Raw genomic sequence first — 23,470 nt, forward strand, 5'->3', positions numbered from 1 at the left:
GACTATGATAGGAAACTACCGCATTAATCTTGGAGCAGGCATCGTTGGGTTTATTATTACTTTTTTTGTAGCATACAGCAGCAATGTGTTGATGACCAGTTTAATTCGCGGATTGATCGGATTCGTAGCCTGGTTTGTCCTTGCCTACGGTTTACGCTGGGGATTGGGATTGCTGCTGAACCCTCAGGTCGAGGGAAATGGATATGGTTATGATTCACCAAATGCTCAAGATCAAAGAGGTTCACAGGTGGACATTAAAATCGAAGACGATGGACAAGAGCTGAATGATTTGCTCAAGAGTGGACAGAACGCTTCAACTGGGGACGATCTTCCGCCATCTGAGACGAAAGCTCCAACGGGATTCGCCCCTTTGGATCCGCCTAAACTTGTCCGGACCAAGGATCCGGAGGAATTGGCGCAGGCCGTTCGTCACCTGACAGACAAATAAGGAGGGTGAAAGCAATTGAACGAGCGTAAAGCTTCACATTTGAACCATTCTGATCTGTGGGAAAAGTGGAAAGAACATGGAGATCTTGAAGCCAAGAAAACTTTGATTGAAAAGTATCTTCATATTGTTAACTATGTATCCGGTCGACTGGCTGTTGGTTTGCCCAAAAATGTTCCCAAGGATGATTTGGAGAGCAATGGTGTTATGGGGTTAATTGATGCCTTGGAGAAATTCGACTATGAGCGTGGTTTGCAGTTTGAAACGTATGCATCATGGAGGGTCCGCGGAGCCATTCTTGACGGTCTGCGTCAAGGTGATTGGGTTCCGCGTTCTGTTCGGGAGAAGGCCAAGCGAATCGAAGACGCCTACCAACAGCTGGAACAAAGCTATCTTAGGTCCGTTAGTGATGAAGAAATGAGTCAGTATCTGGACGTGTCTACCAAAGATTTTCAACATATGCTTCAGGAAGTGGCAGTCATGTCACTTTGTTCACTGGAAGACCCGATTCGTGAAGAAGAGTCTGAGACTCGTCTTTCGTTGATGGTAGATGAGAAAGCCAAAAATCCGGATTATAAAGTAAATGAGTTTTATTTGAAGGAAGCTTTGGTGCAGGGGCTTGACAAGTTGACGGTAAAAGAGAGAACGGTTGTTTCACTCTTGTATTACGAAGATCTTTCTCTTAGTGAAATTGCGGAGGTCATGTCTCTTTCTCCGTCTCGCATATCCCAGTTACATTCCAAGGCAATATTACGACTACGCGGCACGTTGGACAAACAGAAAGATTTGTTGATGCGTAAAGATTAATAGAGAAAAGTAATATCATTGGAGTTTGGGGAGTGGAAAGTCTAAAAGGGGGAAGAACTGCAGTGACACAGCGGACTGCTTTGGAACAATGTTTAAACATTGTTTTATCGGACGACAAATGCACAGCCTACCTTGAATTTTCCAAAGAGGAAGAAGGCTTTGCCTGCACGATCGATGAGCTTGAACAATTTGTGGCGAGCAAGGGCATCAAACAAGGAGTATTGCGAGAGGCGTTATTGCTTTTTGTGAGCAACCCTGAAACCTATTTAAAAGATAAATACAAGATTGCCGAAGGTATCGCTCCTATTCAGGGAACCGATGGATTCATCAAGATTCTGGTTGGAATGGATGACACGGACGAACGGCGACCGCTTGAATCGGAAGATGGAACCGTTGATTACAAAGAAGTGACCCGCTTAAACAATGTCCGTAGTGGTCAGATTATTGCAGAGCGAATCGCTCCTAGCGAGGGCATACCAGGCAGGGCAGTAACGGGTGAAGAAATTCCTTATCGTCCGGGTAAAGAAGCTCGGTTTAAAGTTGGGAAAAACGTTGTCATTAACCCGGATGGTTCTGCGATGTATGCTGCACTTGATGGGCTGGTAACCAAAACCGACGGTAACAAACTTAATGTGTTTCCGGTGTATGAAGTCAATGGTGACGTTGATTACAATAACGGCAATATCGACTTTGTAGGCACGGTTGTCATACGAGGCAATGTACTTACCGGATTTAAAGTAAAAGCAGCAGGTGACATTCGTGTCGTCGGTGGTGTCGAAGGAGCGGAACTGGAAGCAGGCGGCTCAATCGAAATTACCGGTGGTATTATTGGTTATAACAAAGGTCTGGTACAGGCAGGCCATAATGTTAAATGTACGTTTATTCAAGAGGGCAACGTGGATGCTGGTGAAGATGTTCTTGTTTCCCAAAGTATTATGCATTCCAATATTCGTGCTGGCCATGGTGTCATCTGTGCAGGAACTAAAGGTCTAATCGTTGGTGGTTCAATTCAGGCAGGTCAGCATGTATCAGCTCGTGTTGTAGGTAACAGTATGTCGACGGTCACTTCCATTGAAGTGGGTGTTCTGCCAAGGCTGCGTAACGAACTGAATGATCTGCGCAAGGAAGCCAGAGAACAGATGGACTCCTTGGACAAAACGAAGAAGGCTCTGACTTTGTTAGACCAGTTAGCTGCCGCTGGACAGTTAAGTCCGGATAAGATGTCGATGCGAATCAAGTTAGGTGCTACGCAGAAATCTGCTCTTCGCATAAGTGAAGAAACGAAAATGCGTATCTTTGAAATCGAGAAGGCACTCGAAGATACAAGTAAGGCTCGTGTTGATATTCTGAAGATGATTTATGGAGGCTCTAAAATAGTTATCGGCAGATACACGAAATTTATTAAAGATCCAGTGAGTCGAATTTCATTTTATTATCATGATGGCGATATTACGATGGTTCCATACGTTTAAGTACAGCATTCAGGCACAGAAAGAAATCCATTCGAAACCGTGAGGTGAACGTATGAGTTTCAAAGCAGTGGAGTTGCAGATTGCGGTACCACGAACAAGTGAGGCAGGTCGCTATCAAAGTGAAGCTCAGCAGCGACCGATTACGGATCAGAATCTTTTGGCAGAGCAAACGTCGAAAGAAGCAAATGAAGCAAGGCAACGAAGTGAAGCTATGGACGAAACTTCACAGACTTCGGTGCGCGATGGTCATACCAATGATGGGAATCAGCAGAGTGGTTCCGATGCACAGGAGAATGCTCAGGCTCAAGAAACTGTCAAACCTGCAGAACATCCGTATAAAGGAAAACACATAGATCTGTCTTTATAATAAATAGCTGTTGTGGATATGCAGTCTTGCGCACCGATGGTTGAATCAGAAGGAGAGAACCCAATTTGTCACCATGGATCATTATTGTCATATTAGGGGCCTGCGCCATCGCCTACGCTTATATTATGCCTCGAAAAAACAAGGCGCAAGAGCCAGGACATCAACTGGTGCAGGAGATGGAAACTACGCTTGAACACTACATGACCGAGATCGAAAATGATAATGATGCTCTTATTCAACGTGTGGCTGAGATGAAGGGAGAAGCGACTGCAGCCGATCAACGTATGCAATTGCAACTTCAGGAACTACAGCAACGATTGGATCAGCTGGAACAGAGCAAAAAAAACGAACCTGTCGCATCACCTGTACAACACTCAGCCAATGTACCCGTACAAGCTTCCGAAGGTTTGCAAGCACAAGCGCTTGTGAAAAGTGTACAAGCAGAGGCAGCTCAGCAGGCGTCAGAAGCAGATCTACAGTCGAGCAAAGTGGAATCATTGCCACAACGTGAATCAATTAAAGATCGATATGCAGAACTCTTTAATCTACATGCTGAAGGTAAGTCGATGGATGCCATATCCAAGCAGACAGGCATTCAGCGTGGTGAGGTACAGTTAATACTGCAACTGGCGGAACGGGAGGAGAGCTAAGTCATGGACAAGCGATCCTTATGGATTGGTCTGGGGAGCGGTATGATTATTGGTGCAGTTTTGCTTCAACTGGCCACAGTCGGACAAAATGCATTATCGGATAGCAATCTGGATCCCGAGCAGACCACCAATATGACTAAAGAACAGCTTGAAACAGCCGCGAAAAGCATGGATATGAAATTGGTCGGTTCTGAAGAGGAATTATACACAGAGGCAGAGTGGGTAACGAAGAAAAAACAGGAGAGCAGTGAGTTGCAAGGGAATACAGCAACACCTCCTGAGACAGTAACCTCTACGGAGACACCTGCAGAGCCTGAGAAACCACAAGAGCCTGCTACAAGTGAAGTTGATGGGCAGAAAGAGATAACTGAGCCAAAAACAACAGATCCTGTAACGCCGAGCAAACCGAACGGTGCAACAGTATCATTCAAAGTACGCTCAGGAAATAGTCTGGCGATCGTCGCAGCAAACCTGAAAAATGCGGGAATTGTAGATGATGCTCAGGCCTTCATAAAAGCTGGCAAAGCCGAGAGAATCAATACCAAAATCCAAGTGGGTACTTATGCGCTTGAAAAGGGCGAAAGTTTCAAATCCATTATCGCAAAAATTACGAAAGAACCGTCAAACTGAGCATGCTCGGACAGGGCGGTTCTTTTCGAATTAAATCAGGCATTGTTAAGGCTTGATATTAATTAGCGATGAATTACATATGAAGTGTAAAATGATTCAATACTTGCAAAAAGTAAAAAGTAGATTTTAGCTTTAAAGACTGTTGCATCAGATATCCAGATGTGCTATATTAAATAACGGTGTTAAAACACACGCATGTGCTAATTTTGTTGAGGGTGCTTTCCTTATGGAGAGTCTTGGCGAAAAATGATGCCGGCGGAGGACACAATAAAAACCATATTAGGAGGTGTGTGAAGATGGCAGTAATCTCCATGAAACAGCTTCTCGAAGCAGGGGTACACTTCGGTCACCAGACTCGTCGTTGGAACCCAAAAATGGATCGTTATATCTTCACTGAAAGAAACGGAATTTATATCATCGACTTGCAAAAGACGGTGAAAAAAGTCGAAGAGGCTTACAACTTCGTTAAAGGAATCGCAGGAGAGAATGGTACAATTCTTTTCGTGGGTACTAAGAAACAAGCTCAAGATTCCGTTAAAGAAGAAGCTGAACGCGCTGGTCAATTTTACATCAACCAACGTTGGTTGGGCGGTACCCTGACTAACTTCTCAACTATTCAAAAACGTATTGATCGTTTGAAACAGTTGGAAGCTTGGGAAGAAGACGGTACATTCGCTGTATTGCCTAAAAAAGAAGTTATTTTGCTTCGCAAAGAAAAAGATCGTCTGGAGAAATTCTTGGGCGGTATTAAAAATATGAAAGGCCTGCCAAGCGCCCTGTTCATTATCGATCCACGCAAAGAGCGTATCGCTGTTGCGGAAGCTCGCAAATTGGGTATCCCAATTGTTGGTATCGTTGATACTAACTGCGATCCGGATGAGATCGATTATGTTATCCCAGGTAATGACGACGCGATTCGCGCTGTTAAATTGCTGACAGGTAAAATGGCTGATGCTGTAATCGAAGCTAATCAAGGCGAAGAAACTTCCGCTTAATAGATTCGAACATATGCTATAAACTAAATGAAAAGGGTGGTTGGCAGGTGGATAACCTCTCACTGCCCTTTTTTTAGAGTGTACGTACAATACTTAATTTTGGAGGGAATTTATAATGGCAGTTAATGCGAGTGCAGTAAAAGAACTTCGCGAAAAAACGGGCGCTGGAATGCTCGATTGCAAAAAAGCACTGGAAGAAGCAAACGGTGATGTGACGAAAGCAGCTGAATTGTTGCGTGAGAAAGGTCTTTCTGCAGCAGCAAGCAAAGCAGGCCGTGCAGCAACTGAAGGTGTTGTTGAATCTTACATCCACGCTGGTGGACGTATTGGTGTCTTGGTTGAAGTTAACTGTGAAACAGACTTCGTTGGTAAAACGGATCAATTTAAGGATTTCGTTAAAGATGTAGCTATGCAAATCGCTGCAGCTAATCCTAAATTCGTTACACGTGAAGAAGTTCCTACAGATGAGCTGGAAAAAGAAAAAGAAATCCTGAAAGCTCAAGCTCTTAACGAAGGCAAACCAGAGAAAATTATTGAAAAAATGGTTGAAGGCCGTATCGGTAAATACTACGAAGAATACTGCCTGATGGAACAAACTTTCGTTAAAGATCCAGACAAAACGATCTCCCAATTGCTGAACGAAAAAATCAGCCAAATTGGTGAAAATATCTCCATCCGTCGTTTCGTTCGTTACGAACTGGGTGAAGGTCTTGAGAAAAAAGTAGACAACTTCGTTGAAGAAGTAATGTCCCAAGTAAACAAATAAGACGGTTTATTTAACCGGCAAGCAGGATTGATTTTCGAAGATATAAGAATGATGATAAAACTTCGAAGCGTAAACTCCCTTATATCTCAGGAAAACAGTGCCTTACCGGTTAAACGTTTTTCCTAAAAGAGCGGAACACAACTGTGTTCCTTTCTTTTTAAGCAGGAGGCCATGCGCGAGAAGTTTTGTTGGTTGAACACCGAGCGTGTTCGATTCAAAGTGGAGGGTGAATAATTGGAACAGCCAGTATTTAAACGTGTTGTCTTAAAGGTCAGCGGAGAGTCCCTTTCCGGTCAAAACGGCTACGGTATTGATGCAGATACGATCTCGTCGATTGCCCAACAGGTAAAAGAGGTTGTTGCACTTGGTGTACAGGTTGCTATCGTATGTGGCGGCGGAAACATCTGGCGTGGAATTGCCGGTAGCGAAAATGGTATCGATCGTGCAACTGCCGATTATATGGGTATGCTGGCGACAGTAATGAACTCGCTGGCATTGCAGGATGCTTTGGAACAGATTGAAGTACCTACGCGTGTACAGACATCTATTGCAATGCAACAAATTGCAGAACCTTATATTCGTCGTAGAGCTATTCGCCATTTGGAGAAAGGCCGGGTCGTTATTTTTGCAGCAGGTACAGGTAACCCGTTCTTTTCCACGGATACAACAGCAGCACTGCGCGCAGCGGAGATTGAAGCAGAAGTTATCTTGATGGCCAAAAATAAAGTTGATGGTGTATACTCAGCAGATCCGTTTAAGGACAATACAGCTGTGAAATTTGATCAGTTGACTTACATGGATATTCTTAACAAAGACCTTGGTGTAATGGATTCGACGGCATCCTCGCTTTGTAAGGACAACAACATCCCGTTGATCGTATTTGCCATTACGGAACAAGGTAACATCAAGCGTGTTGTTCTGGGCGAACGTATCGGAACAATCGTTAAAGGGAGTGTAGATTAATGCCACAAGCGGTTAAACAACATGCCGAAGAGCGTATGGAAAAAGCAATTCAAGCATTGCGTCGTGACTTGGCTACTTTGCGCGCAGGCCGCGCAACTCCAGCTCTTCTGGACCGAATTCAGGTAGAGTATTATGGAGCAATGACGCCATTGAATCAACTTGCTAATATCAGTACTCCGGATTCCCGTACACTGATGATTCAGCCTTGGGACAAATCTTCTATGGGTGAAATCGAGCGTGCCATTATGAAATCGGATCTGGGTCTTACTCCAGCCAATGATGGCAACATGATCCGTTTGTCTATTCCGGCATTAACGGAAGAACGTAGAGGGGAACTTGTAAAGCTGACGAAGAAGTTCGGTGAAGAAGGTAAAGTAGCGATTCGTAACATCCGTCGTGATGCGAATGATGATATCAAGAAAATGGAGAAGTCCGATATTTCCGAGGATGAATCCCGGAGACATCAGGACGACATCCAAAAATCGACCGACAAGTTTATTGCTGAAGTCGATAAGGTACTCGCTGCCAAAGAAAAAGAAATCATGGAAGTGTAAGACAAGCGCAGCCCCTCCAATACGGTGGGGTTTTGTCTCTTTTTCCAAGCTTCAGATGAAGAAACTTCAGGGATTTTGGAGGAACAGGAATGATCAAACGGGTTCGGTCGTGGTGGAATGGGGCTGACAAGCAGGAAACGCTGACTATATCCGAGGACAATATCCCGCAGCACGTCGCCATCATCATGGACGGTAATGGACGATGGGCCAAACGTTTGGGACTCCCGCGTATAGCCGGGCACCAAAATGGCATGAAGGCGGTCAAACGTGCGACCATCGCGGCGGATGAACTGGGCATCAAATATCTGACGATGTACGCTTTTTCGACAGAAAACTGGACGCGTCCAAAAGAAGAAGTGGATTTTCTGATGCGACTTCCGCAGGAATTTCTGGCTATAGAGCTGGATGAACTTATAGAAAAAAATGTGCGCATTCGCATGATGGGACAAGAGGAACACTTACCTTCTCATACCATCAATGCTTTGCGGGAAGCCATTCGTCTTACGGAACATAATACAGGTCTCGTTTTGAACTTTGCAATGAACTACGGAAGTCGTCGTGAAATGACGGACTGTGTTAAACAGATCGCTCTGCAGGTGAAATCGGGGGAACTATCAGCGGAGGACATAACACCTGAACTCATTGATAGACATATGCTGACGGTTGACATGCCTGATCCGGATTTGCTGATCCGGACGAGCGGAGAGCTGAGATTAAGCAACTTTATGCTTTGGCAGCTTGCATATAGTGAATTATGGTTTACGGATATATACTGGCCCGAATTTGGCAAAAAGCATTTGCTTGAAGCAGTAGCCGAATATCAGCGCAGAACAAGGCGTTACGGCGGTTTGAAATAGATGGAGGATGAAGCCGTTGAAACAGCGATTAACGACAGGAATCATAGCAGGTGTGTTGTTTTTGGGTTTTTGCATGCTGGGCGGACCCTGGTACCATGGTTTGGTTTTGCTTATGGCTCTCATCGGTTATTATGAATTTGTTAAAATGACCGGGGTGATGCCTTTTTCAGGTGTGGCCCTGATTGGATATGCTGGTGTTTTTGCCATCGTGTTTCCTTGGGAAATGGTCTGGGAAGCAAGACCGCTATCCTTATTTCAGGTCATCTGGATTGTAATGCTTGTACTGATGACAGCTTCGGTTGTCACCAAAAATAAGGTCCCCGTGAATACGGTGGCCATGCTTTTCCTCGGCGTGTTGTATATAGGGATTGGTTTCTATTACATTGCAGAATCCAGACATCTGCATCATGGGTTGTTCTGGACGTTCCTGCTACTGGGCTCCATATGGGCCAGTGATGCAGGCGCTTATTTTGTAGGGAAACTAATTGGCAGAAACAAACTATGGCCTTCCATCAGTCCAAACAAAACCGTGGAGGGTGCACTAGGTGGCATCGTGATTGCAATTGTTACTTCTGTTATTTTTGCATTGGTATCAGATGGTTTGCTTTCCTGGCAGAGAGCAATTGTAATTGGAATTGCCTGTGCAGTCGTAGGTCAGATGGGTGACTTGATCCAGTCTGCATACAAACGTGTATATAATATCAAGGATTCAGGCAGTCTTCTCCCAGGGCATGGAGGCATTCTTGATCGGTGCGACAGCTGGATTGTTGTATTTCCATTCGTACATATACTAATGCTACTGCCCTACTAAAGAAGAACATAATTCTGAGGTATCAGATTGTTCGCCGTAGGCATTGGATAAATAAAGATGAGGTGCAGCATGAAAAAAATTGCGATTCTCGGCTCGACCGGTTCCATTGGAACCCAGACACTGGATGTAATTGACATGCATCCAGAACTCTTTCAAGTGGAGGGACTGGCTGCCGGAGGCAATACAGACCTGCTGATCGAACAAACCAAACGTTACCGACCGAAGAAGGTATCGGTGGGGTCCAAAGAATTAGCGGAGAAGGTAGCTCCACATTTGCCTGCAGGAACGGAACTGTTTTATGGTACGGAAGGACTTGTAGAAGTTGCGGCAGGAACGGATGCGCATACAGTTGTTACAGCGGTGGTAGGAAGTGTTGGGTTGGAGTCAACGCTTGCTGCTATAGACGCAGGCAAACAAATCGGGCTGGCGAACAAGGAGACTCTGGTTACGGCGGGGCATATTGTTACTACAAGAGCAGCTGCCAAAGGAGTCTCTTTACTGCCCATCGATAGTGAGCACTCTGCGATATACCAGTGTTTGAATGGTGAGAACAGAGAACGTCTGACAGGTATTACACTCACCGCTTCAGGTGGATCATTCCGTGATCTTACCCGTGAACAGTTGAAGAGCGTGACGATAGAAGATGCCCTTAAACATCCGAATTGGTCAATGGGGTCCAAAATTACGATAGACTCGGCAACCATGGTGAACAAGGGACTTGAGGTCATTGAAGCCCATTGGTTATTTGGTCTTCGATATGATCAGATTAACGTATTGCTTCACCCAGAGAGTGTTATTCATTCCTATGTGGAATTTGATGATACCAGTATCATCGCTCAATTGGGGAATCCGGATATGCGAGTTCCTATTCAATATGCACTGACTTACCCTGACCGCTTGCCATCACCTGCACAGCGTCTGTCTCTTGCTCAAGCTGGGAAATTACATTTCCGTGAGATGGATATGGAGCGGTTCCCATGTTTAAGAATGGCATATGACTGTGGTAAAATGGGAGGAACCGCAACAACGGCGTTCAACGCAGCCAACGAGGTTGCTGTAGCCCGTTTCTTGCGTAAAGAGATTTCATTCCTTAAAATAGAAGATATTATTGCTTCTGTGCTGGAAGCACACCACAATGTGGACGAGCCTGATCTACAGGAGATCGCCCGTTGTGATCAGGAGAGCCGTAAACTTGCGTCCAGTCTGTAATCTCTTTTTTTCATAACAAATTGGAAGAAGTGATTCTCTTGTGCGGCATCAGAGAATAATGATAATCTATAGGGACAGACTGCGGTATGTGCCGTGAAGGAGGATGGATAGGGATTGGAAACCATACAAGTGGTATTTCTAACGGTGCTCATGTTCTTTGTCATCGTGACGGTTCATGAATGGGGGCATTATTATTTTGCCAAACGCGCCGGTATTCTTGTACGGGAATTTGCGATCGGTTTTGGTCCCAAATTGTTCTCATATAAAAGAAACGAGACCCAGTTTACATTGCGTTTGTTGCCTTTTGGTGGATATGCAAGGATGGCAGGAGAAGATCCGGAACTGGTAGAGATCCAGGAAGGACAGACCATTGCGGTAAGATCTGTGGATGACCAGGTGAAGATGATCTATCTGGACCAGCTGGATAACCGTAAAAATGTAATCCGTGGTGAAGTCATCTCCATTGATATGGAAAATGCCCTGAAACTGCAATTGGACGTAGATGGTGAAATTCAGGAGTATCGAATTCATCCCCAAGCGATGTTGGTAAGTCGGGGTAAACAAACGCAGATCGCACCAAAAGATCGTCAATTCGGCAGCAAAACGGTTGGACAGCGGGCATTGGCTATTTTTGCGGGACCACTGATGAACTTTATCCTGGCATTTGTGTTGTTTGCTGTATATGCGCAAATGGCAGGAGTGCCGGTGGAGAATCCCAAAAATCTAGAAATCGGTGAGGTGCTTGAAGGTGGGGCAGCCGATCAGGCCAACCTGCAAAAGGGCGATATTATTGAGACGATCAATGGTACTGTTATTGGTACAGATTCACAAAAAATGGTGTCGATGATTGCCGATTCCAAAGACAAGCCGATGGAATGGACGCTGCGTCGGGGTTCGGATACGTTTAATATAACGATTACTCCACGTGCTGTAGAAGGACAAGAAGGCGGTAAAGTAGGGATCGTACCTACGCTACCAACCCGATCTGTTGGATTTGCAGAGACATTTAAAGTCTCAGGCGTGGCCATGGTTGATACAACCAAAGTGATATTTGAAGGTTTTAAACACTTGATCAATCAATTCAACATGGATGATATTGGTGGTCCAGTTCGTACATTTGAAGTGACAGGGCAGATTGCTAAACAAGGGATTGAGCAGTTAACAAGATGGGCAGCGATTTTGAGTCTGTATCTTGGTATTTTCAACTTGCTACCAATACCTGCACTGGACGGCAGCCGTCTTGTATTTTTGGGGATTGAAGCGCTGCGCGGCAGACCTGTTGATCCCAATCGCGAAGGCATGGTGCATTTCATCGGATTTGCGATGTTGTTTGTGTTGATGCTGGCAGTAACTTACAATGATATATTACGTTTAATTAACGGATAATTACGGTTGGACTACGCTCTGAACATTTCGTTCAGAGTATAGTCGTTATGGGAGGACGCTGGAGTCTTATGTCAAAGGAAAATGATAAACAGTTCGTGACTGAAATCACACCACAGGGTGAGGATTTCTCACGCTGGTATATTGATGTTATCAAAAAAGCTGATCTTATGGACTATGCACCCGTACGTGGTTGTATTGTGTTCAAGCCAGACGGATTTGAAATCTGGGAACATATTAAGGATGAGTTGGATCGTCGTTTCCGGGAAACTGGACATCGCAATGCGTATTTCCCAATGTTCATTCCTGAGAGCTTCTTTCAAAAGGAAAAAGAGCATGTGGAAGGTTTCAACCCTGAATTACCGTGGGTTACGGAAGCTGGCGGAGAGAAGCTGGAAGAACGACTGGCAATTCGTCCTACATCCGAAACGATTATTGGTCACATGTATTCCAAGTGGATTCAGTCTTATCGGGACCTTCCGGTACTGATCAACCAGTGGGCTAACGTAGTTCGTTGGGAAAAAAGAACGTTGCCTTTCCTTCGCACAAGTGAGTTCCTGTGGCAGGAAGGTCATACTGCGCATGAGACCGAAGAAGAAGCTCGTGAAGAAACGATGAAAATGCTTGAGATTTATCGTGAAGTAGTCGAGGAGTACTTGGCTATTCCTGTGATTGTGGGTCAGAAAACCAAATCCGAGAAGTTTGCGGGTGCGGTGGATACGTACTCCATCGAAGCCATGATGAAGGATGGACGTGCTGTACAAGCAGGTACATCTCACTATATGGGCACGAACTTTGCAAAAGCATTTGAAATCCAGTACCTTAGCCGCAACAATGTGCTGGAGCTGGCTTACACTACTTCATGGGGAGTAAGCACACGTTTGATTGGTGCGTTAATTATGGTTCACGGGGATGACCGTGGTCTCGTGCTTCCTCCTAAAGTCGCACCGACACAAGTGGTCATGATTCCAATTGGACCTCCAAAAACGCGTGATGCTGTGGTTGGGCGTGCAGATGAGTTGTTCGCTGAGTTGAAAAAAGCTGGAGTTCGTGTGAAAATGGATGATCGTAGCGATGTTCGTCCAGGTTGGAAGTTCAACGAATACGAAATGCGCGGTGTTCCGATTCGTCTGGAGATTGGTCCACGTGATATGGAAAATGGCGTTTGTGTACTCGTATCACGGATTACAGGTGAGAAAAAAGTTGTAGAACAAGCGAACCTGGTAGAAGAAATCCAGTCTATGCTGACACAGATACAGGTAGATATGTTAGAGCGCGCTCGCACATTTATGTCGGATAATTTCTACTCCGTGGATACACTCGATGAGATGAAAGAACTGATGGAAAATAAACGCGGGTTTACTCTGGCTGGATGGTGCGGTTCAGAAGCTTGCGAAGATAAAGTAAGAGAAGTCACTGGTGCAACAAGCCGGAACATTCCGTTCCAGCCTGCGGAAGAAAAGCATACGTGCCTGGCTTGTGGTGAAAAGGCAGAACACACGGTTGTGTTTGCAAGAGCGTATTAAGTCAGGATAACCTGACGAAGAGCACTTTTTCACCAGTTGAGTAATGAATGGGAGCTTCTGTCGGATAAAATGAGTCGGTGCGAGTTCGGATCGGTGACATTTTTGAATGCAGGGGCTTTTCATGCTTTAAGGGGGTACAAGGAGGAACACGATGAGCGGAATCGAGGAGAAGAGAAAACGGTTTGAGTTGTTGATGAAACAGGCAGAGCTTCCGGCTGGTCTGTTAGAGCCCTATTTTTTGGATGGATGGATTGAACAAGTAGAGACCAACCGAAGTAATCGGGAATGGAATATTCTGATTGCAAAGGATACATTGGTACCTGCTCCAATCTATCGTACATTTTGTCTGCATATTCAAGAGAAGATGAATCACATCGCCAAGATTTCATTTGGCTTTAAATATACGGACAAGGTACAGAATGGCGATATCGTCAGTGAGTATTGGAATTTGTTTCGGGAGTGGGTTACACGTGAGATTCCATCCGTGAATGGTTGGATGAACCGGACTACGTTTGAATGTGAAGCAGATCTCCTGCAACTGACGATGAGTGATGCAACTTCAATGGAATTGGCTCGTAAGAAACAGATTGATCAGGCCATTAAGACGTTCTATGAAAAATACTTTCATCTACCTCTTCGTATCAAGATGCAAGTAGGCGAAGTGGGAAGCAATAAAGAAGCCATGGAACAGTTCCAGGCCCAAAAGCGTGTCGAGGAACTTGAGGTCATCGAAAAGATGATGAGTGAAGTGGATACAGAAATCCCGGTGGATGAGGAGCAGGGGGATCTGCGATTGCAGATGGGTTACGATATCAAGGAGCCAGCAGTGCCTATGCAGGAAATCCAGGATGAAGAGAAAAAGGTCACGCTTCAAGGTACGGTGTTTGGTCTGGATCGTAAAGAACTGCGAAACGGCAATACGTTGTTTACCTTCTATCTGACCGACTTTACAGATTCCATGCAAATGAAGATGTTTGCCAAAACAAAAGAGGATGTTAAAATTCTCAGTTTGCTGGCTAACGGTAAGTGGGTAAAAGTGCGTGGACGTGTAGAGTATGACCGGTTTATGCAAATTCCTGAACTCGCAATGATTCCATCGGATCTAATTGAAGTCAAAGCGCCGCCGTCCCGCAAAGATAATGCACCAGAGAAACGGGTGGAGTTCCATCTGCACTCTACAATGAGTACCATGGATGCTGTAACTTCAATTGACAAATACGTAAAAATGGCAGCGGAGTGGGGACATAAAGCAATTGCTGTCACTGACCATGGTGGAGTGCAGGTATATCCTGAGGCTTCCAAGGCTGCTAAGAAAAACGGGATTAAAATGATCTACGGTCTTGAAGCCAATGTCGTGAATGACTCCGTTGCAGTTGTAATGGCTCCGCAGCCTTTGGATTTGCAAACCGCAACATACATCGTGTTTGATATCGAGACCACAGGTCTTTCGGTAACGCAGAACAAAATTATTGAGATTGCTGCTGTGAAGATGCAAGAGGGTAAAGAAATCGACCGGTTTGCGACGTTTGTAAATCCGCATGAACGTATTCCCTACAACATTCAGCAATTGACCAATATTAATGATGACATGGTAAAAGATGCACCTGAACTTGAGCCGGTTATCCGTGATTTTGTGCAGTTTGCGGGAGATGGTGTACTTGTTGCCCATAACGCACGTTTTGATATGGGCTTTATCCAGGCTTCCCTGAAGCAAATTGGGATGCCGGAGCTTCCTAACCCGGTCCTTGATACGTTGGAACTGGCGCGATTGTTATTTCCGAAAAATAAAAACCACCGTCTGAATACGATGGCGGATAAATATAAGGTTGGACTCGAAAGCCATCACCGTGCCATTGATGATACGGTTGCACTCGCCGGTATATTGATCGGACTGCTAAATGATGCTGCACAGATGAAAGGTTTGACGAGGCTTGATCGTTTGAATGATTATGTCGGTGTCGACTTGTCGAATACAAGACCTTTCCATTGTGGAATCTATGCATTAAATGATATCGGCAAGAAAAATCTATATAAGCTGGTCTCTCTTTCTCATACGGAACATTTCAAACGGGTACCATGCATTCCCAAATCAAAACTGATTAACTTGCGTGAAGGTCTTGTGGTGATATCGGGCTGTGAAAAAGGTGAGTTTTTCGAAGCGGTACTTAACAAATCGCTCGAAGAAGCGGAAGAGATTGCCGAATTTTATGACATACTGGAGATCCAACCACTTACCATGTATATGCATTTGGTGGATAAAGGCTTGGTGGCTACACCCGAAGAAATTAAAACAGCGATTCGTAAAGTCATCGATATAGGTGCGAAACTTAACAAACCGGTCATAGCTACAGGTAATGTGCATTATTTGGAGCCGCGTGACAAGTTATATCGGGATATCACCATTCACGGAATTACAGGATTTAGTCCACTGAAAGATCAACGTAAACCGGATGCACATTTTAGAACGACAGAGGAAATGCTGGAAGAGTTCCAGTTCCTCGGTCAAGACAAAGCATACGAGGTCGTTGTTACAAATACGGTGGAGTTGTCTGACCGATTCGAGGAAATTAAATTATTCCCGGACAAACTGTTTACTCCGATTCTGGAAGGTGCGGACGAAGAAATCCGCAATACCTGTTATAACACTGCCAAGTCCATCTATGGTGAGGAATTACCAGAGGTAATCGTGGCACGACTGGAGAAAGAACTCATTCCAATTATTAAATATGGTTTTTCTGCCAACTATCTGATCTCGGAACGTTTGGTTAAAAAATCAAATCAGGATGGTTATCTCGTAGGTTCGCGGGGATCGGTAGGCTCCTCTGTCGTTGCTACATTCCTGGGTATTTCCGAGGTTAATCCTCTACCAGCTCATTATATTTGTGTGAATTCGGAATGCAAACACAGTGAGTGGTTCCTGGACGGAAGTGTTCGGAGTGGATTTGACCTTCCAGAGAAAGAATGTCCGAATTGTGGTGGTACACTTAAAGGAGAAGGCCAGGATATTCCGTTTGAGACCTTCCTTGGCTTTAAAGGAGACAAAGTTCCCGATATTGACTTGAACTTCTCTGGTGATTATCAGCCTCATGCTCATAACTATACGAAAGTACTCTTTAGTGAGAAGAGTGTTTTCCGTGCGGGGACCATTGGTACGGTGGCTGAGAAAACAGCATTTGGTTTTGCCAAGAAATATGAGGAAGAACATCACAAGAAATGGCGCGGAGCTGAATTGAATCGATTGGCTTCTGGATGTACAGGGGTAAAACGGAGTACTGGACAACACCCCGGCGGTATTGTGGTGGTACCTGATTACATCGAGGTCGAAGACGTTACACCTGTTCAATTTCCGGCTGATGACGTCAATGCCGAGTGGAAAACGACACACTTTGATTATCATGCTTTTGAAGAAAATTTGCTGAAACTTGATATTCTGGGACACGATGATCCAACGATGATGCGGATGTTGCAGGATCTGACAGGAGTCGATCCAACGACCATTCCGATGAATGATCCCAAAGTCATGAGCATGTTTAACTCCACCGAAGCTCTCGGTGTTACACCGGAACAAATAAGGTCGCCAGTCGCGACGTTTGGTGTACCGGAGATGGGAACGAAGTTTGTACGTCAGATGCTTGTTGAATCCCAGCCGACATCTTTTGCCGATTTACTGCAGATCTCTGGATTATCCCATGGTACAGGGGTGTGGCTTGGAAACGCTCAGGATCTGATTAAGAACGGAACGTGTAACATTAAGACGGTAATCGGTTGTCGGGATGACATCATGTTATTCCTGATCTATAAAACGGGAATGGACGCCAGTCTGGCATTTAAAATCACGGAGAGCGTTCGTAAGGGACGGGGTCTGCCTCAGGAATGGATTGACGAGATGAAGAATTGTAAAGTGCCTCAATGGTACATTGATTCCTGTCTCAAAATTCAGTACATGTTCCCGAAGGCTCACGCAGCCGCTTATGTTATTTCGGCAGTACGTACGGCATTCTTCAAGCTGTATCATCCAATTGAATACTATGCAACCTACTTTACCGTTCGAGCGGATGAGATTGATATCGAACTGATGTGTCAGGGATATGACGCAATCTATCGTAAAATAACGGAAATTGAGCAATTGGGTTTCCAGGCACCTCCGAAAGAAAAAAACATGTTACCTGTCCTTGAAATGGGTCTGGAAATGGCAGCACGCGGATTCTCGCTGAAATCCATTGACTTATACCGTTCTGAAGCGACGAAGTTCATCGTTGACGGAAAATCATTAATCCCTCCATTTTCGGCGTTGGCAGGAATCGGGGATAATGCTGCTCGCAATATTGCTGCAGCTAGAGATCATGGTGAGTTTCTGTCGGTTGAGGACTTCCAGCAGAAGTCGAAAGCAAGTAAGACCATTGTTGAACTGCTGTCGAATATGGGATGTTTCCGTGGCTTGCCAGAGAGCAACCAGCTTTCTCTCTTCTAGAATTGAAATTGGATCTTAAAATGGTAATTAATGAGGTGAACGTAATTTTTCCTTCATTAGTAAGTAGACCGACTGAATCATCGCTTACTTGTCACTATTACCAGACTATGTTATAATTTTTGAAGTGAACGAGATAGTACGAATTTCTAAAGAGTGGGGAAACCCACTCTTTAGTCTTTGGTATACAAGAATCTTGGGTATTGAATAATCTGCCAGTGCTATTTTGCTGGTGTAACCTAAGTTGGAGGTTATTGGTTTTGAGCACAACGAACATTAAATCTACCGTGGAAGAAATGATCCAACCCTACTTGAACGAACAAGGCTTCGAGCTGGTTGACATCGAATACGTCAAAGAAGGCAGCAACTGGTTTTTACGGGTGTATGTCGACAAAGAGGGTGGCATCGACATCGACGATTGCGTCTTGATCAGCGAAAAGCTGAGCGCCAAGCTGGATGAGAACGATCCGATCCCAACCATCTATTTCCTTGAAGTGTCTTCTCCCGGTGCGGAGCGTCCACTGAAAAAACCTGAGGACGTTACCAAATCCGTAGGCAAAAATGTTTTTGTTACAACCTACGAGCCGGTGAACGGATTGAAGGAATTTGAAGGCAAGTTGCTATCCTTTGATGACGGGGAACTCGTGATCGAAGCAGGTAAGAAGCAACATGTCATTTCTTATGATAAGGTTGCCAGTGCGCGCCTAGCTATTTTGTTTTAAGTGCCTTGTTCACTTTATTAATGAAAAAGACACATCTCACGATAACGGCAAGGTGCTCATGAGTTCAGAGCCTTTCGCCGTTTTACGTATGAGATGCCATGTTTGAAAGGGGGATCAACATTCATGAGTATGGATTTTATTGAAGCAATGAATGAATTGGAACGGGAAAAAGGGATCAGCAAGGATGTGCTATTTGAAGCGATCGAGGCTGCACTAATTTCCAGCTACAAGCGGAATTTCAACACGGCCCAGAATGTGCGTGTTGACATGAACCGTAATACGGGAGTTATTCGGGTGTATGCCCGTAAATTGATCGTGGAAGAAGTCCTGGATTCACGTACCGAAATTTCATTGCCTGCTGCACGAGAAATCAACCCACACTTCCAGCTGGAAGATATTGCGGAGATTGAAGTTACGCCGCGTGATTTCGGACGTATCGCCGCACAGACTGCCAAACAGGTAGTGACCCAGCGGATTCGTGAAGCCGAACGCGGCCTGATCTACAACGCTTTCGTAGATAAGGAAGAAGATATCGTTACGGGAGTGGTGCAGCGTCAGGATTTGCGCAATATCTACATCGATCTGGGCAAAATCGAAGCGGCTTTACCGCTGACCGAATTGATGCCGAACGAGAAGTTTGTTCATGGTGACCGTATTAAAGCGTATATCACCAAGGTCGAGAATACGACCAAAGGGCCGCAAATCATTTTGTCCCGTACCCATCCGGGCCTCTTGAAACGTCTCTTTGAACTGGAAGTGCCTGAGATCTTTGACGGTGTAGTTGAGATTCGCTCCGTCGCTCGCGAAGCAGGGTTCCGCTCCAAGATTGCCGTACATTCCCGTAACGAGGAAGTTGATCCAGTTGGATCATGTGTAGGTCCTAAGGGAATGCGCGTGCAGACCATTGTGGGTGAGCTGCGCGGTGAAAAAATCGACATCGTTCGTTACTCCGATCAGGTAGACGAATATGTTGCTAATGCACTGAGTCCTTCCAAAGTATTGGAAGTTCATGTATTTGAGGAAGAAAAGATGGCTCGGGTTATCGTTCCGGACTATCAACTGTCGCTCGCTATTGGTATCAAAGGCCAAAATGCCCGATTGGCAGCCAAATTAACCGGCTGGAAGATCGACATTAAGAGTGAGAGCCAGGCGGAACAGGAATTCGGCAGAGAAAAAGATTCTTCTTCTGAAATGCATCAGGATTCCGTCTCCGTCGACTAAAGTAAAGTACGGGGGGCGCTGACGTATGAAACCAAAAAAAGTGCCGCTGCGGAAATGTGTGGCATGCCAAGAAATGATGCCCAAAAAGCAGCTGATCCGCATCGTTAAAACGCCAGAGGATGAAGTGCTGATCGATTTGACTGGCAAAAAATCCGGACGTGGAGCCTATTTATGCGGCAAAGAGTCCTGTTTTAAGCTCGCACTCAAAAACCGGGCTTTGGATCGGGCGTTAAAAGGCAAAGTATCACCTGAAATTTACGAGCAATTAGCAGCTGATTTCATCGCAGTTGAGGATGAATTCAAAGCAGCACAGGAGCGTGAAAATGACTAATATTAAAACGCTGTCTTATCTTGGACTCTCTATGCGTGCGGGCAAACTTGTAACAGGTGAAGAAATTGTACTTAAAGCGATCCGTTCTTCCGAAGCTAAAATGGTTATTGTTGCGGGTGACGCCTCAGCCAATACACAAAAGAAATTTCGCGATAAATGTGGAACTTATAAGGTTCCTCTGTTGATCGGATTTGACCGCGATAGTCTGGGTTCGAGTATCGGTAAAGACACGCGTGTTGTTCTTGCAGTAACGGATCGAGGGTTTGCAAAAATGATCTCCAAGCAAGTCGGTATAATGTCGGAGGTGGAGTATATTGAGTAAACAGGAAAACAAGGATAAATTGCGAGTTTATGAATATGCGAAGTCCCTTAATATGAGTAGTAAAGAAATTATAACCATTCTTAAAAAACTGGAAATTCCCGTAAACAATCATATGAGTGTCATGGAGAATGGTTCAGTCGGTAAGGTGGAACAATTTTTTAAAGATATAAAATCCACTGCTGCCTCGAAACAAGGCAACGATGCAAAGCCAGTTGCTACTTCAGCAGTACGCAGTGACAAACCAGTGGACAGCAACAAGCCGGCCGGCGGAGTGAACACGCCGATTAGCAGCAATACATCCGGTAGTCCCGTACAAACAAAAATACAACAGGAAAAGCAGGTAGGTATGAACAATAGACCAAATTCCAACAATAACAATGGCACCCAAAGACCCAGCGGCCAAGACAGCCGCAACAGAACGAACTCTTCCCAAGGCTCAAGCCAAGGAGGACAATCAACTAACCGTCCAAGACCAGCTCAAGGAGGACAAAGCAGTACTGCATCCCGTCCGCAAGGATCGGGTCAAGGTCAACGTCCGAATAACAGCGGTGGCGGTCAAGTAAGAACTTCAGGACCTAACAGCGGTGGTAATACAGGCACTGGCGGCAACCGTAGTGGTGGCCAAGGTCAGAGCCAAGGACAAGGCCAACGTAGAAGCGGTCCAGGTGGTACTACTGGCAATAACAACAATAGTGGCAACCGTTCGAACAGCGGTGGCGGTGGACGTCGTTATGATGACAATCGTGGCGGTAACTTCCGTGGTAACCGTGGTGGCAAGAACAACCGCAACAGAAATCAACAACAATACCAACAACGTGAGAAAATTGATAACACACCTAAGAAAATCATCGTTCGTGGTGTTATGACCGTTGGTGAAACAGCGAAGTTGCTCCATAAGGATGCTTCCGAAGTTATCAAAAAACTTATCGCTATGGGTGTTATGGCAACAATCAACCAAGAGCTTGATATCGAAACGATCCTTCTGCTTTCAGGTGAATTCGGTGTCGAGGTTGAAGTGAAGATTGTGCTCGAAGATGATCGTTTCGAAACGCTGGAAGAGAATGATGATCCTGCAGATTTGCAGTCCCGTCCTCCAGTAGTAACCATTATGGGGCACGTTGACCATGGTAAAACGACATTGCTTGATGCCATCCGTTCAACGAATGTAACAGGCGGCGAAGCAGGCGGAATCACGCAGCACATTGGTGCATACCAAGTCGAAATCAACAATAAAAAAATTACGTTCCTGGATACTCCGGGTCACGAAGCGTTTACTGCGATGCGTGCACGTGGAGCACAGGTTACGGATATTACAATTATTGTGGTAGCTGCGGATGACGGTGTTATGCCACAGACAGTTGAGGCGATTAACCACGCGAAAGCTGCTGGGCTTCCAATTATCGTTGCTGTCAATAAAATTGACAAACCGGGTGCTGATCCGGATAAAGTAAAACAAGAATTGACTAACTATGAACTCGTTCCGGAAGAGTGGGGCGGAGACACCATCTTTGTTAACGTGTCTGCTAAACAAAGAATGGGTCTGGAAGGTCTGCTTGAAATGATTCTGCTCGTTGCAGAAGTGAACGAATACAAAGCGAACCCGGACAAACGTGCCCGTGGTACAGTGATTGAAGCCGAGCTGGATAAAGGACGTGGCCCAGTTGCCCGTATCCTCGTACAGCACGGTACATTGAAAGTCGGAGATGCTTTCGTAGCAGGTAACTGCTTCGGTCGTGTCCGTGCGATGGTCAATGACAAAGGTCGCAAACTGAAAGAAGTTGGACCTTCGACACCTGTAGAAATTACAGGTCTGACTGAAGTTCCAGGTGCGGGAGATCCATTCATGGTGTTTGAAGATGAGCGCAAAGCGCGTTCCATCGCTGACAAACGTGCGATTACGCAACGTGAATCCGATCTGGGTACACATACTCGCGTAACGTTGGATGATCTGTTCCAGCACATCAAAGATGGCGAGATCAAAGATCTGAACGTAATCATCAAAGGTGACGTACAAGGTTCGGTTGAAGCATTGAAAGGTTCCCTTGCGAAGATCGAAGTTGAAGGTGTACGCGTGAAGATCATTCATAGTGGCGCTGGTGCAATCACCGAGTCCGACATCATTTTGGCTGCAGCATCCAATGCCATCGTGATTGGTTTCAACGTTCGTCCTGATAACCAGGCGAAACTAACTGCAGATCAGGAGCAAGTAGACATTCGTCTGCATCGCGTGATCTACAGTGTTATCGAAGAGATTGAACAAGCAATGAAAGGTATGCTTGACCCGATCTATAAAGAAAAAGTTATCGGTCATGCTGAAGTTCGTAGCACGTTCTCCATCAGTAAAGTGGGTACCATCGCTGGTTGTATGGTTACCTCGGGTAAAATTACGCGTTCTGCGGAAGCACGCCTGATTCGTGACGGCATCGTCCTTTACGAAGGTAAGCTGGATTCCCTGAAACGTTATAAAGATGATGCCAAAGAAGTAGCCCAGGGCTATGAGTGCGGTATCACACTGGATAAATATAATGATCTCAAAGAAGGCGACGTTATTGAAGCCTTCATTATGGAGACCGTACAACGATAAGCAAGGAAGCATGAGGTGAACAACAATGGCTAAGATTCGTACAGGTAGAGTGGGCGAGCAAATCAAGAAAGAATTGAGTTTGCTCATCCAGTCTGAACTGAAGGACCCACGTATCGGCTTTATTACGGTAACGGGAGTCGAAGTGACAGGAGACTTGTCGCAAGCCAAAGTTTATCTGAGTGTCTTCGGTGAACAGGAACAAAAAGATAATTCGCTCAAAGCACTGGCAAAAGCAAATGGATTTTTGCGTTCCGAGCTGGGCAAACGTATCCGGTTTCGTCATGTTCCCGAGTTGATATTCAAGATTGACGAATCCATCGCTTATGGTAGCCGAATTGAGAAGCTACTTGGCGATATTGGTTCCGACAAGAACGAATCCCAGTAACA

The 23,470-nt window shown here is 45.3% G+C and carries 22 protein-coding genes; all 22 read left to right on the plus strand.

Annotated elements, in window-relative coordinates; translation table 11 throughout:
- The first annotated feature begins 4 nt into the window (after positions 1-4).
- The 22 genes from MHH93_RS22905 (at position 5) to rbfA (ending at position 23,468) form a co-directional block, all read left to right on the plus strand.
- Positions 5-448 (plus strand): hypothetical protein, encoded by a 444-nt coding sequence (locus MHH93_RS22905; RefSeq protein WP_500055906.1) that lies wholly within the window; start codon positions 5-7, stop codon positions 446-448.
- Between the two features lie 15 nt (positions 449-463).
- Entirely contained in the window at positions 464-1,252 is a 789-nt protein-coding gene (locus MHH93_RS22910; RefSeq protein ID WP_253433820.1) for a FliA/WhiG family RNA polymerase sigma factor, read from the plus strand.
- 62 nt (positions 1,253-1,314) lie between these two features.
- Positions 1,315-2,724 (plus strand): flagellar assembly protein A, encoded by a 1,410-nt coding sequence (locus MHH93_RS22915; protein ID WP_500055907.1) that lies wholly within the window; start codon positions 1,315-1,317, stop codon positions 2,722-2,724.
- Positions 2,725-2,776: 52 nt separating this feature from the next.
- Positions 2,777-3,091 carry a hypothetical protein gene (locus MHH93_RS22920; RefSeq protein WP_500055908.1) on the plus strand — a complete coding sequence of 105 codons (315 nt, stop codon included), beginning with the start codon at positions 2,777-2,779 and terminating at the stop codon, positions 3,089-3,091.
- Positions 3,092-3,156: 65 nt separating this feature from the next.
- On the plus strand, positions 3,157-3,741 hold the full coding sequence (locus tag MHH93_RS22925) for a hypothetical protein (RefSeq protein ID WP_500055909.1): 585 nt from the start codon (positions 3,157-3,159) through the stop codon (positions 3,739-3,741).
- A 3-nt stretch (positions 3,742-3,744) separates the two neighbouring features.
- Entirely contained in the window at positions 3,745-4,371 is a 627-nt protein-coding gene (locus tag MHH93_RS22930; protein ID WP_500055910.1) for a hypothetical protein, read from the plus strand.
- Positions 4,372-4,667: 296 nt separating this feature from the next.
- Entirely contained in the window at positions 4,668-5,366 is a 699-nt protein-coding gene (gene rpsB / locus MHH93_RS22935) for a 30S ribosomal protein S2 (protein ID WP_024630243.1), read from the plus strand.
- A 115-nt stretch (positions 5,367-5,481) separates the two neighbouring features.
- Complete coding sequence (tsf, locus tag MHH93_RS22940; protein WP_500055911.1) at positions 5,482-6,132, plus strand: translation elongation factor Ts; 651 nt, start codon at positions 5,482-5,484, stop codon at positions 6,130-6,132.
- 234 nt (positions 6,133-6,366) lie between these two features.
- Positions 6,367-7,095 (plus strand): UMP kinase, encoded by a 729-nt coding sequence (gene pyrH, locus MHH93_RS22945; RefSeq protein WP_500055912.1) that lies wholly within the window; start codon positions 6,367-6,369, stop codon positions 7,093-7,095.
- Positions 7,095-7,649 carry a ribosome recycling factor gene (frr, locus tag MHH93_RS22950; RefSeq protein ID WP_500055913.1) on the plus strand — a complete coding sequence of 185 codons (555 nt, stop codon included), beginning with the start codon at positions 7,095-7,097 and terminating at the stop codon, positions 7,647-7,649. The genes pyrH and frr overlap by 1 nt, the downstream gene beginning before the upstream one ends.
- A gap of 89 nt (positions 7,650-7,738) precedes the next feature.
- The gene (gene uppS / locus MHH93_RS22955; protein WP_017689151.1) at positions 7,739-8,506 is read left to right on the plus strand and encodes an undecaprenyl pyrophosphate synthase; all 768 of its coding nucleotides are present in this window, start codon (positions 7,739-7,741) and stop codon (positions 8,504-8,506) included.
- Positions 8,507-8,522: 16 nt separating this feature from the next.
- The gene (locus MHH93_RS22960) at positions 8,523-9,317 is read left to right on the plus strand and encodes a phosphatidate cytidylyltransferase (RefSeq protein ID WP_500055914.1); all 795 of its coding nucleotides are present in this window, start codon (positions 8,523-8,525) and stop codon (positions 9,315-9,317) included.
- Positions 9,318-9,386: 69 nt separating this feature from the next.
- Complete coding sequence (locus MHH93_RS22965) at positions 9,387-10,526, plus strand: 1-deoxy-D-xylulose-5-phosphate reductoisomerase (protein WP_500055915.1); 1,140 nt, start codon at positions 9,387-9,389, stop codon at positions 10,524-10,526.
- 114 nt (positions 10,527-10,640) lie between these two features.
- Entirely contained in the window at positions 10,641-11,912 is a 1,272-nt protein-coding gene (gene rseP / locus MHH93_RS22970; RefSeq protein WP_500055916.1) for an RIP metalloprotease RseP, read from the plus strand.
- Between the two features lie 68 nt (positions 11,913-11,980).
- Entirely contained in the window at positions 11,981-13,435 is a 1,455-nt protein-coding gene (proS, locus tag MHH93_RS22975; protein WP_500055917.1) for a proline--tRNA ligase, read from the plus strand.
- 151 nt (positions 13,436-13,586) lie between these two features.
- On the plus strand, positions 13,587-17,906 hold the full coding sequence (locus MHH93_RS22980) for a PolC-type DNA polymerase III (protein ID WP_500055918.1): 4,320 nt from the start codon (positions 13,587-13,589) through the stop codon (positions 17,904-17,906).
- A gap of 257 nt (positions 17,907-18,163) precedes the next feature.
- On the plus strand, positions 18,164-18,625 hold the full coding sequence (gene rimP / locus MHH93_RS22985) for a ribosome maturation factor RimP (protein WP_500055919.1): 462 nt from the start codon (positions 18,164-18,166) through the stop codon (positions 18,623-18,625).
- A 123-nt stretch (positions 18,626-18,748) separates the two neighbouring features.
- A complete protein-coding gene (gene nusA, locus MHH93_RS22990) occupies positions 18,749-19,846 on the plus strand; it encodes a transcription termination factor NusA (RefSeq protein ID WP_440388294.1) in 1,098 nt (365 codons plus the stop codon).
- 25 nt (positions 19,847-19,871) lie between these two features.
- Positions 19,872-20,177 (plus strand): RNase P modulator RnpM, encoded by a 306-nt coding sequence (gene rnpM, locus MHH93_RS22995; protein WP_249911082.1) that lies wholly within the window; start codon positions 19,872-19,874, stop codon positions 20,175-20,177.
- Positions 20,170-20,499: a L7Ae/L30e/S12e/Gadd45 family ribosomal protein gene (locus MHH93_RS23000; RefSeq protein ID WP_017689142.1), complete on the plus strand. Its 330-nt coding sequence runs from the start codon at positions 20,170-20,172 to the stop codon at positions 20,497-20,499. Before rnpM ends, MHH93_RS23000 begins: the two co-directional genes overlap by 8 nt.
- Positions 20,492-23,083 (plus strand): translation initiation factor IF-2, encoded by a 2,592-nt coding sequence (gene infB / locus MHH93_RS23005; protein WP_500055920.1) that lies wholly within the window; start codon positions 20,492-20,494, stop codon positions 23,081-23,083. Before MHH93_RS23000 ends, infB begins: the two co-directional genes overlap by 8 nt.
- 25 nt (positions 23,084-23,108) lie before the next feature.
- Positions 23,109-23,468 (plus strand): 30S ribosome-binding factor RbfA, encoded by a 360-nt coding sequence (rbfA, locus tag MHH93_RS23010; RefSeq protein WP_062833829.1) that lies wholly within the window; start codon positions 23,109-23,111, stop codon positions 23,466-23,468.
- Positions 23,469-23,470: the final 2 nt, after the last annotated feature.

Source organism: Priestia sp. FSL H7-0729 (assembly GCF_038005685.1).
Lineage (GTDB): Bacteria > Bacillota > Bacilli > Paenibacillales > Paenibacillaceae > Paenibacillus.

Bases quoted from the DNA above. Each gene is read 5' to 3' on its own strand.
- tsf (WP_500055911.1), top strand. From the start codon at position 5,482: ATGGCAGTTAATGCGAGTGCAGTAAAAGAACTTCGCGAAAAAACGGGC.
- nusA (WP_440388294.1), top strand. From the start codon at position 18,749: ATGAGTATGGATTTTATTGAAGCAATGAATGAATTGGAACGGGAAAAA.
- MHH93_RS22920 (WP_500055908.1), top strand. From the start codon at position 2,777: ATGAGTTTCAAAGCAGTGGAGTTGCAGATTGCGGTACCACGAACAAGT.
- MHH93_RS23000 (WP_017689142.1), top strand. From the start codon at position 20,170: ATGACTAATATTAAAACGCTGTCTTATCTTGGACTCTCTATGCGTGCG.
- frr (WP_500055913.1), top strand. From the start codon at position 7,095: ATGCCACAAGCGGTTAAACAACATGCCGAAGAGCGTATGGAAAAAGCA.
- MHH93_RS22905 (WP_500055906.1), top strand. From the start codon at position 5: ATGATAGGAAACTACCGCATTAATCTTGGAGCAGGCATCGTTGGGTTT.
- rnpM (WP_249911082.1), top strand. From the start codon at position 19,872: ATGAAACCAAAAAAAGTGCCGCTGCGGAAATGTGTGGCATGCCAAGAA.
- MHH93_RS22965 (WP_500055915.1), top strand. From the start codon at position 9,387: ATGAAAAAAATTGCGATTCTCGGCTCGACCGGTTCCATTGGAACCCAG.
- MHH93_RS22930 (WP_500055910.1), top strand. From the start codon at position 3,745: ATGGACAAGCGATCCTTATGGATTGGTCTGGGGAGCGGTATGATTATT.
- rbfA (WP_062833829.1), top strand. From the start codon at position 23,109: ATGGCTAAGATTCGTACAGGTAGAGTGGGCGAGCAAATCAAGAAAGAA.
- rpsB (WP_024630243.1), top strand. From the start codon at position 4,668: ATGGCAGTAATCTCCATGAAACAGCTTCTCGAAGCAGGGGTACACTTC.
- proS (WP_500055917.1), top strand. From the start codon at position 11,981: ATGTCAAAGGAAAATGATAAACAGTTCGTGACTGAAATCACACCACAG.
- uppS (WP_017689151.1), top strand. From the start codon at position 7,739: ATGATCAAACGGGTTCGGTCGTGGTGGAATGGGGCTGACAAGCAGGAA.
- MHH93_RS22980 (WP_500055918.1), top strand. From the start codon at position 13,587: ATGAGCGGAATCGAGGAGAAGAGAAAACGGTTTGAGTTGTTGATGAAA.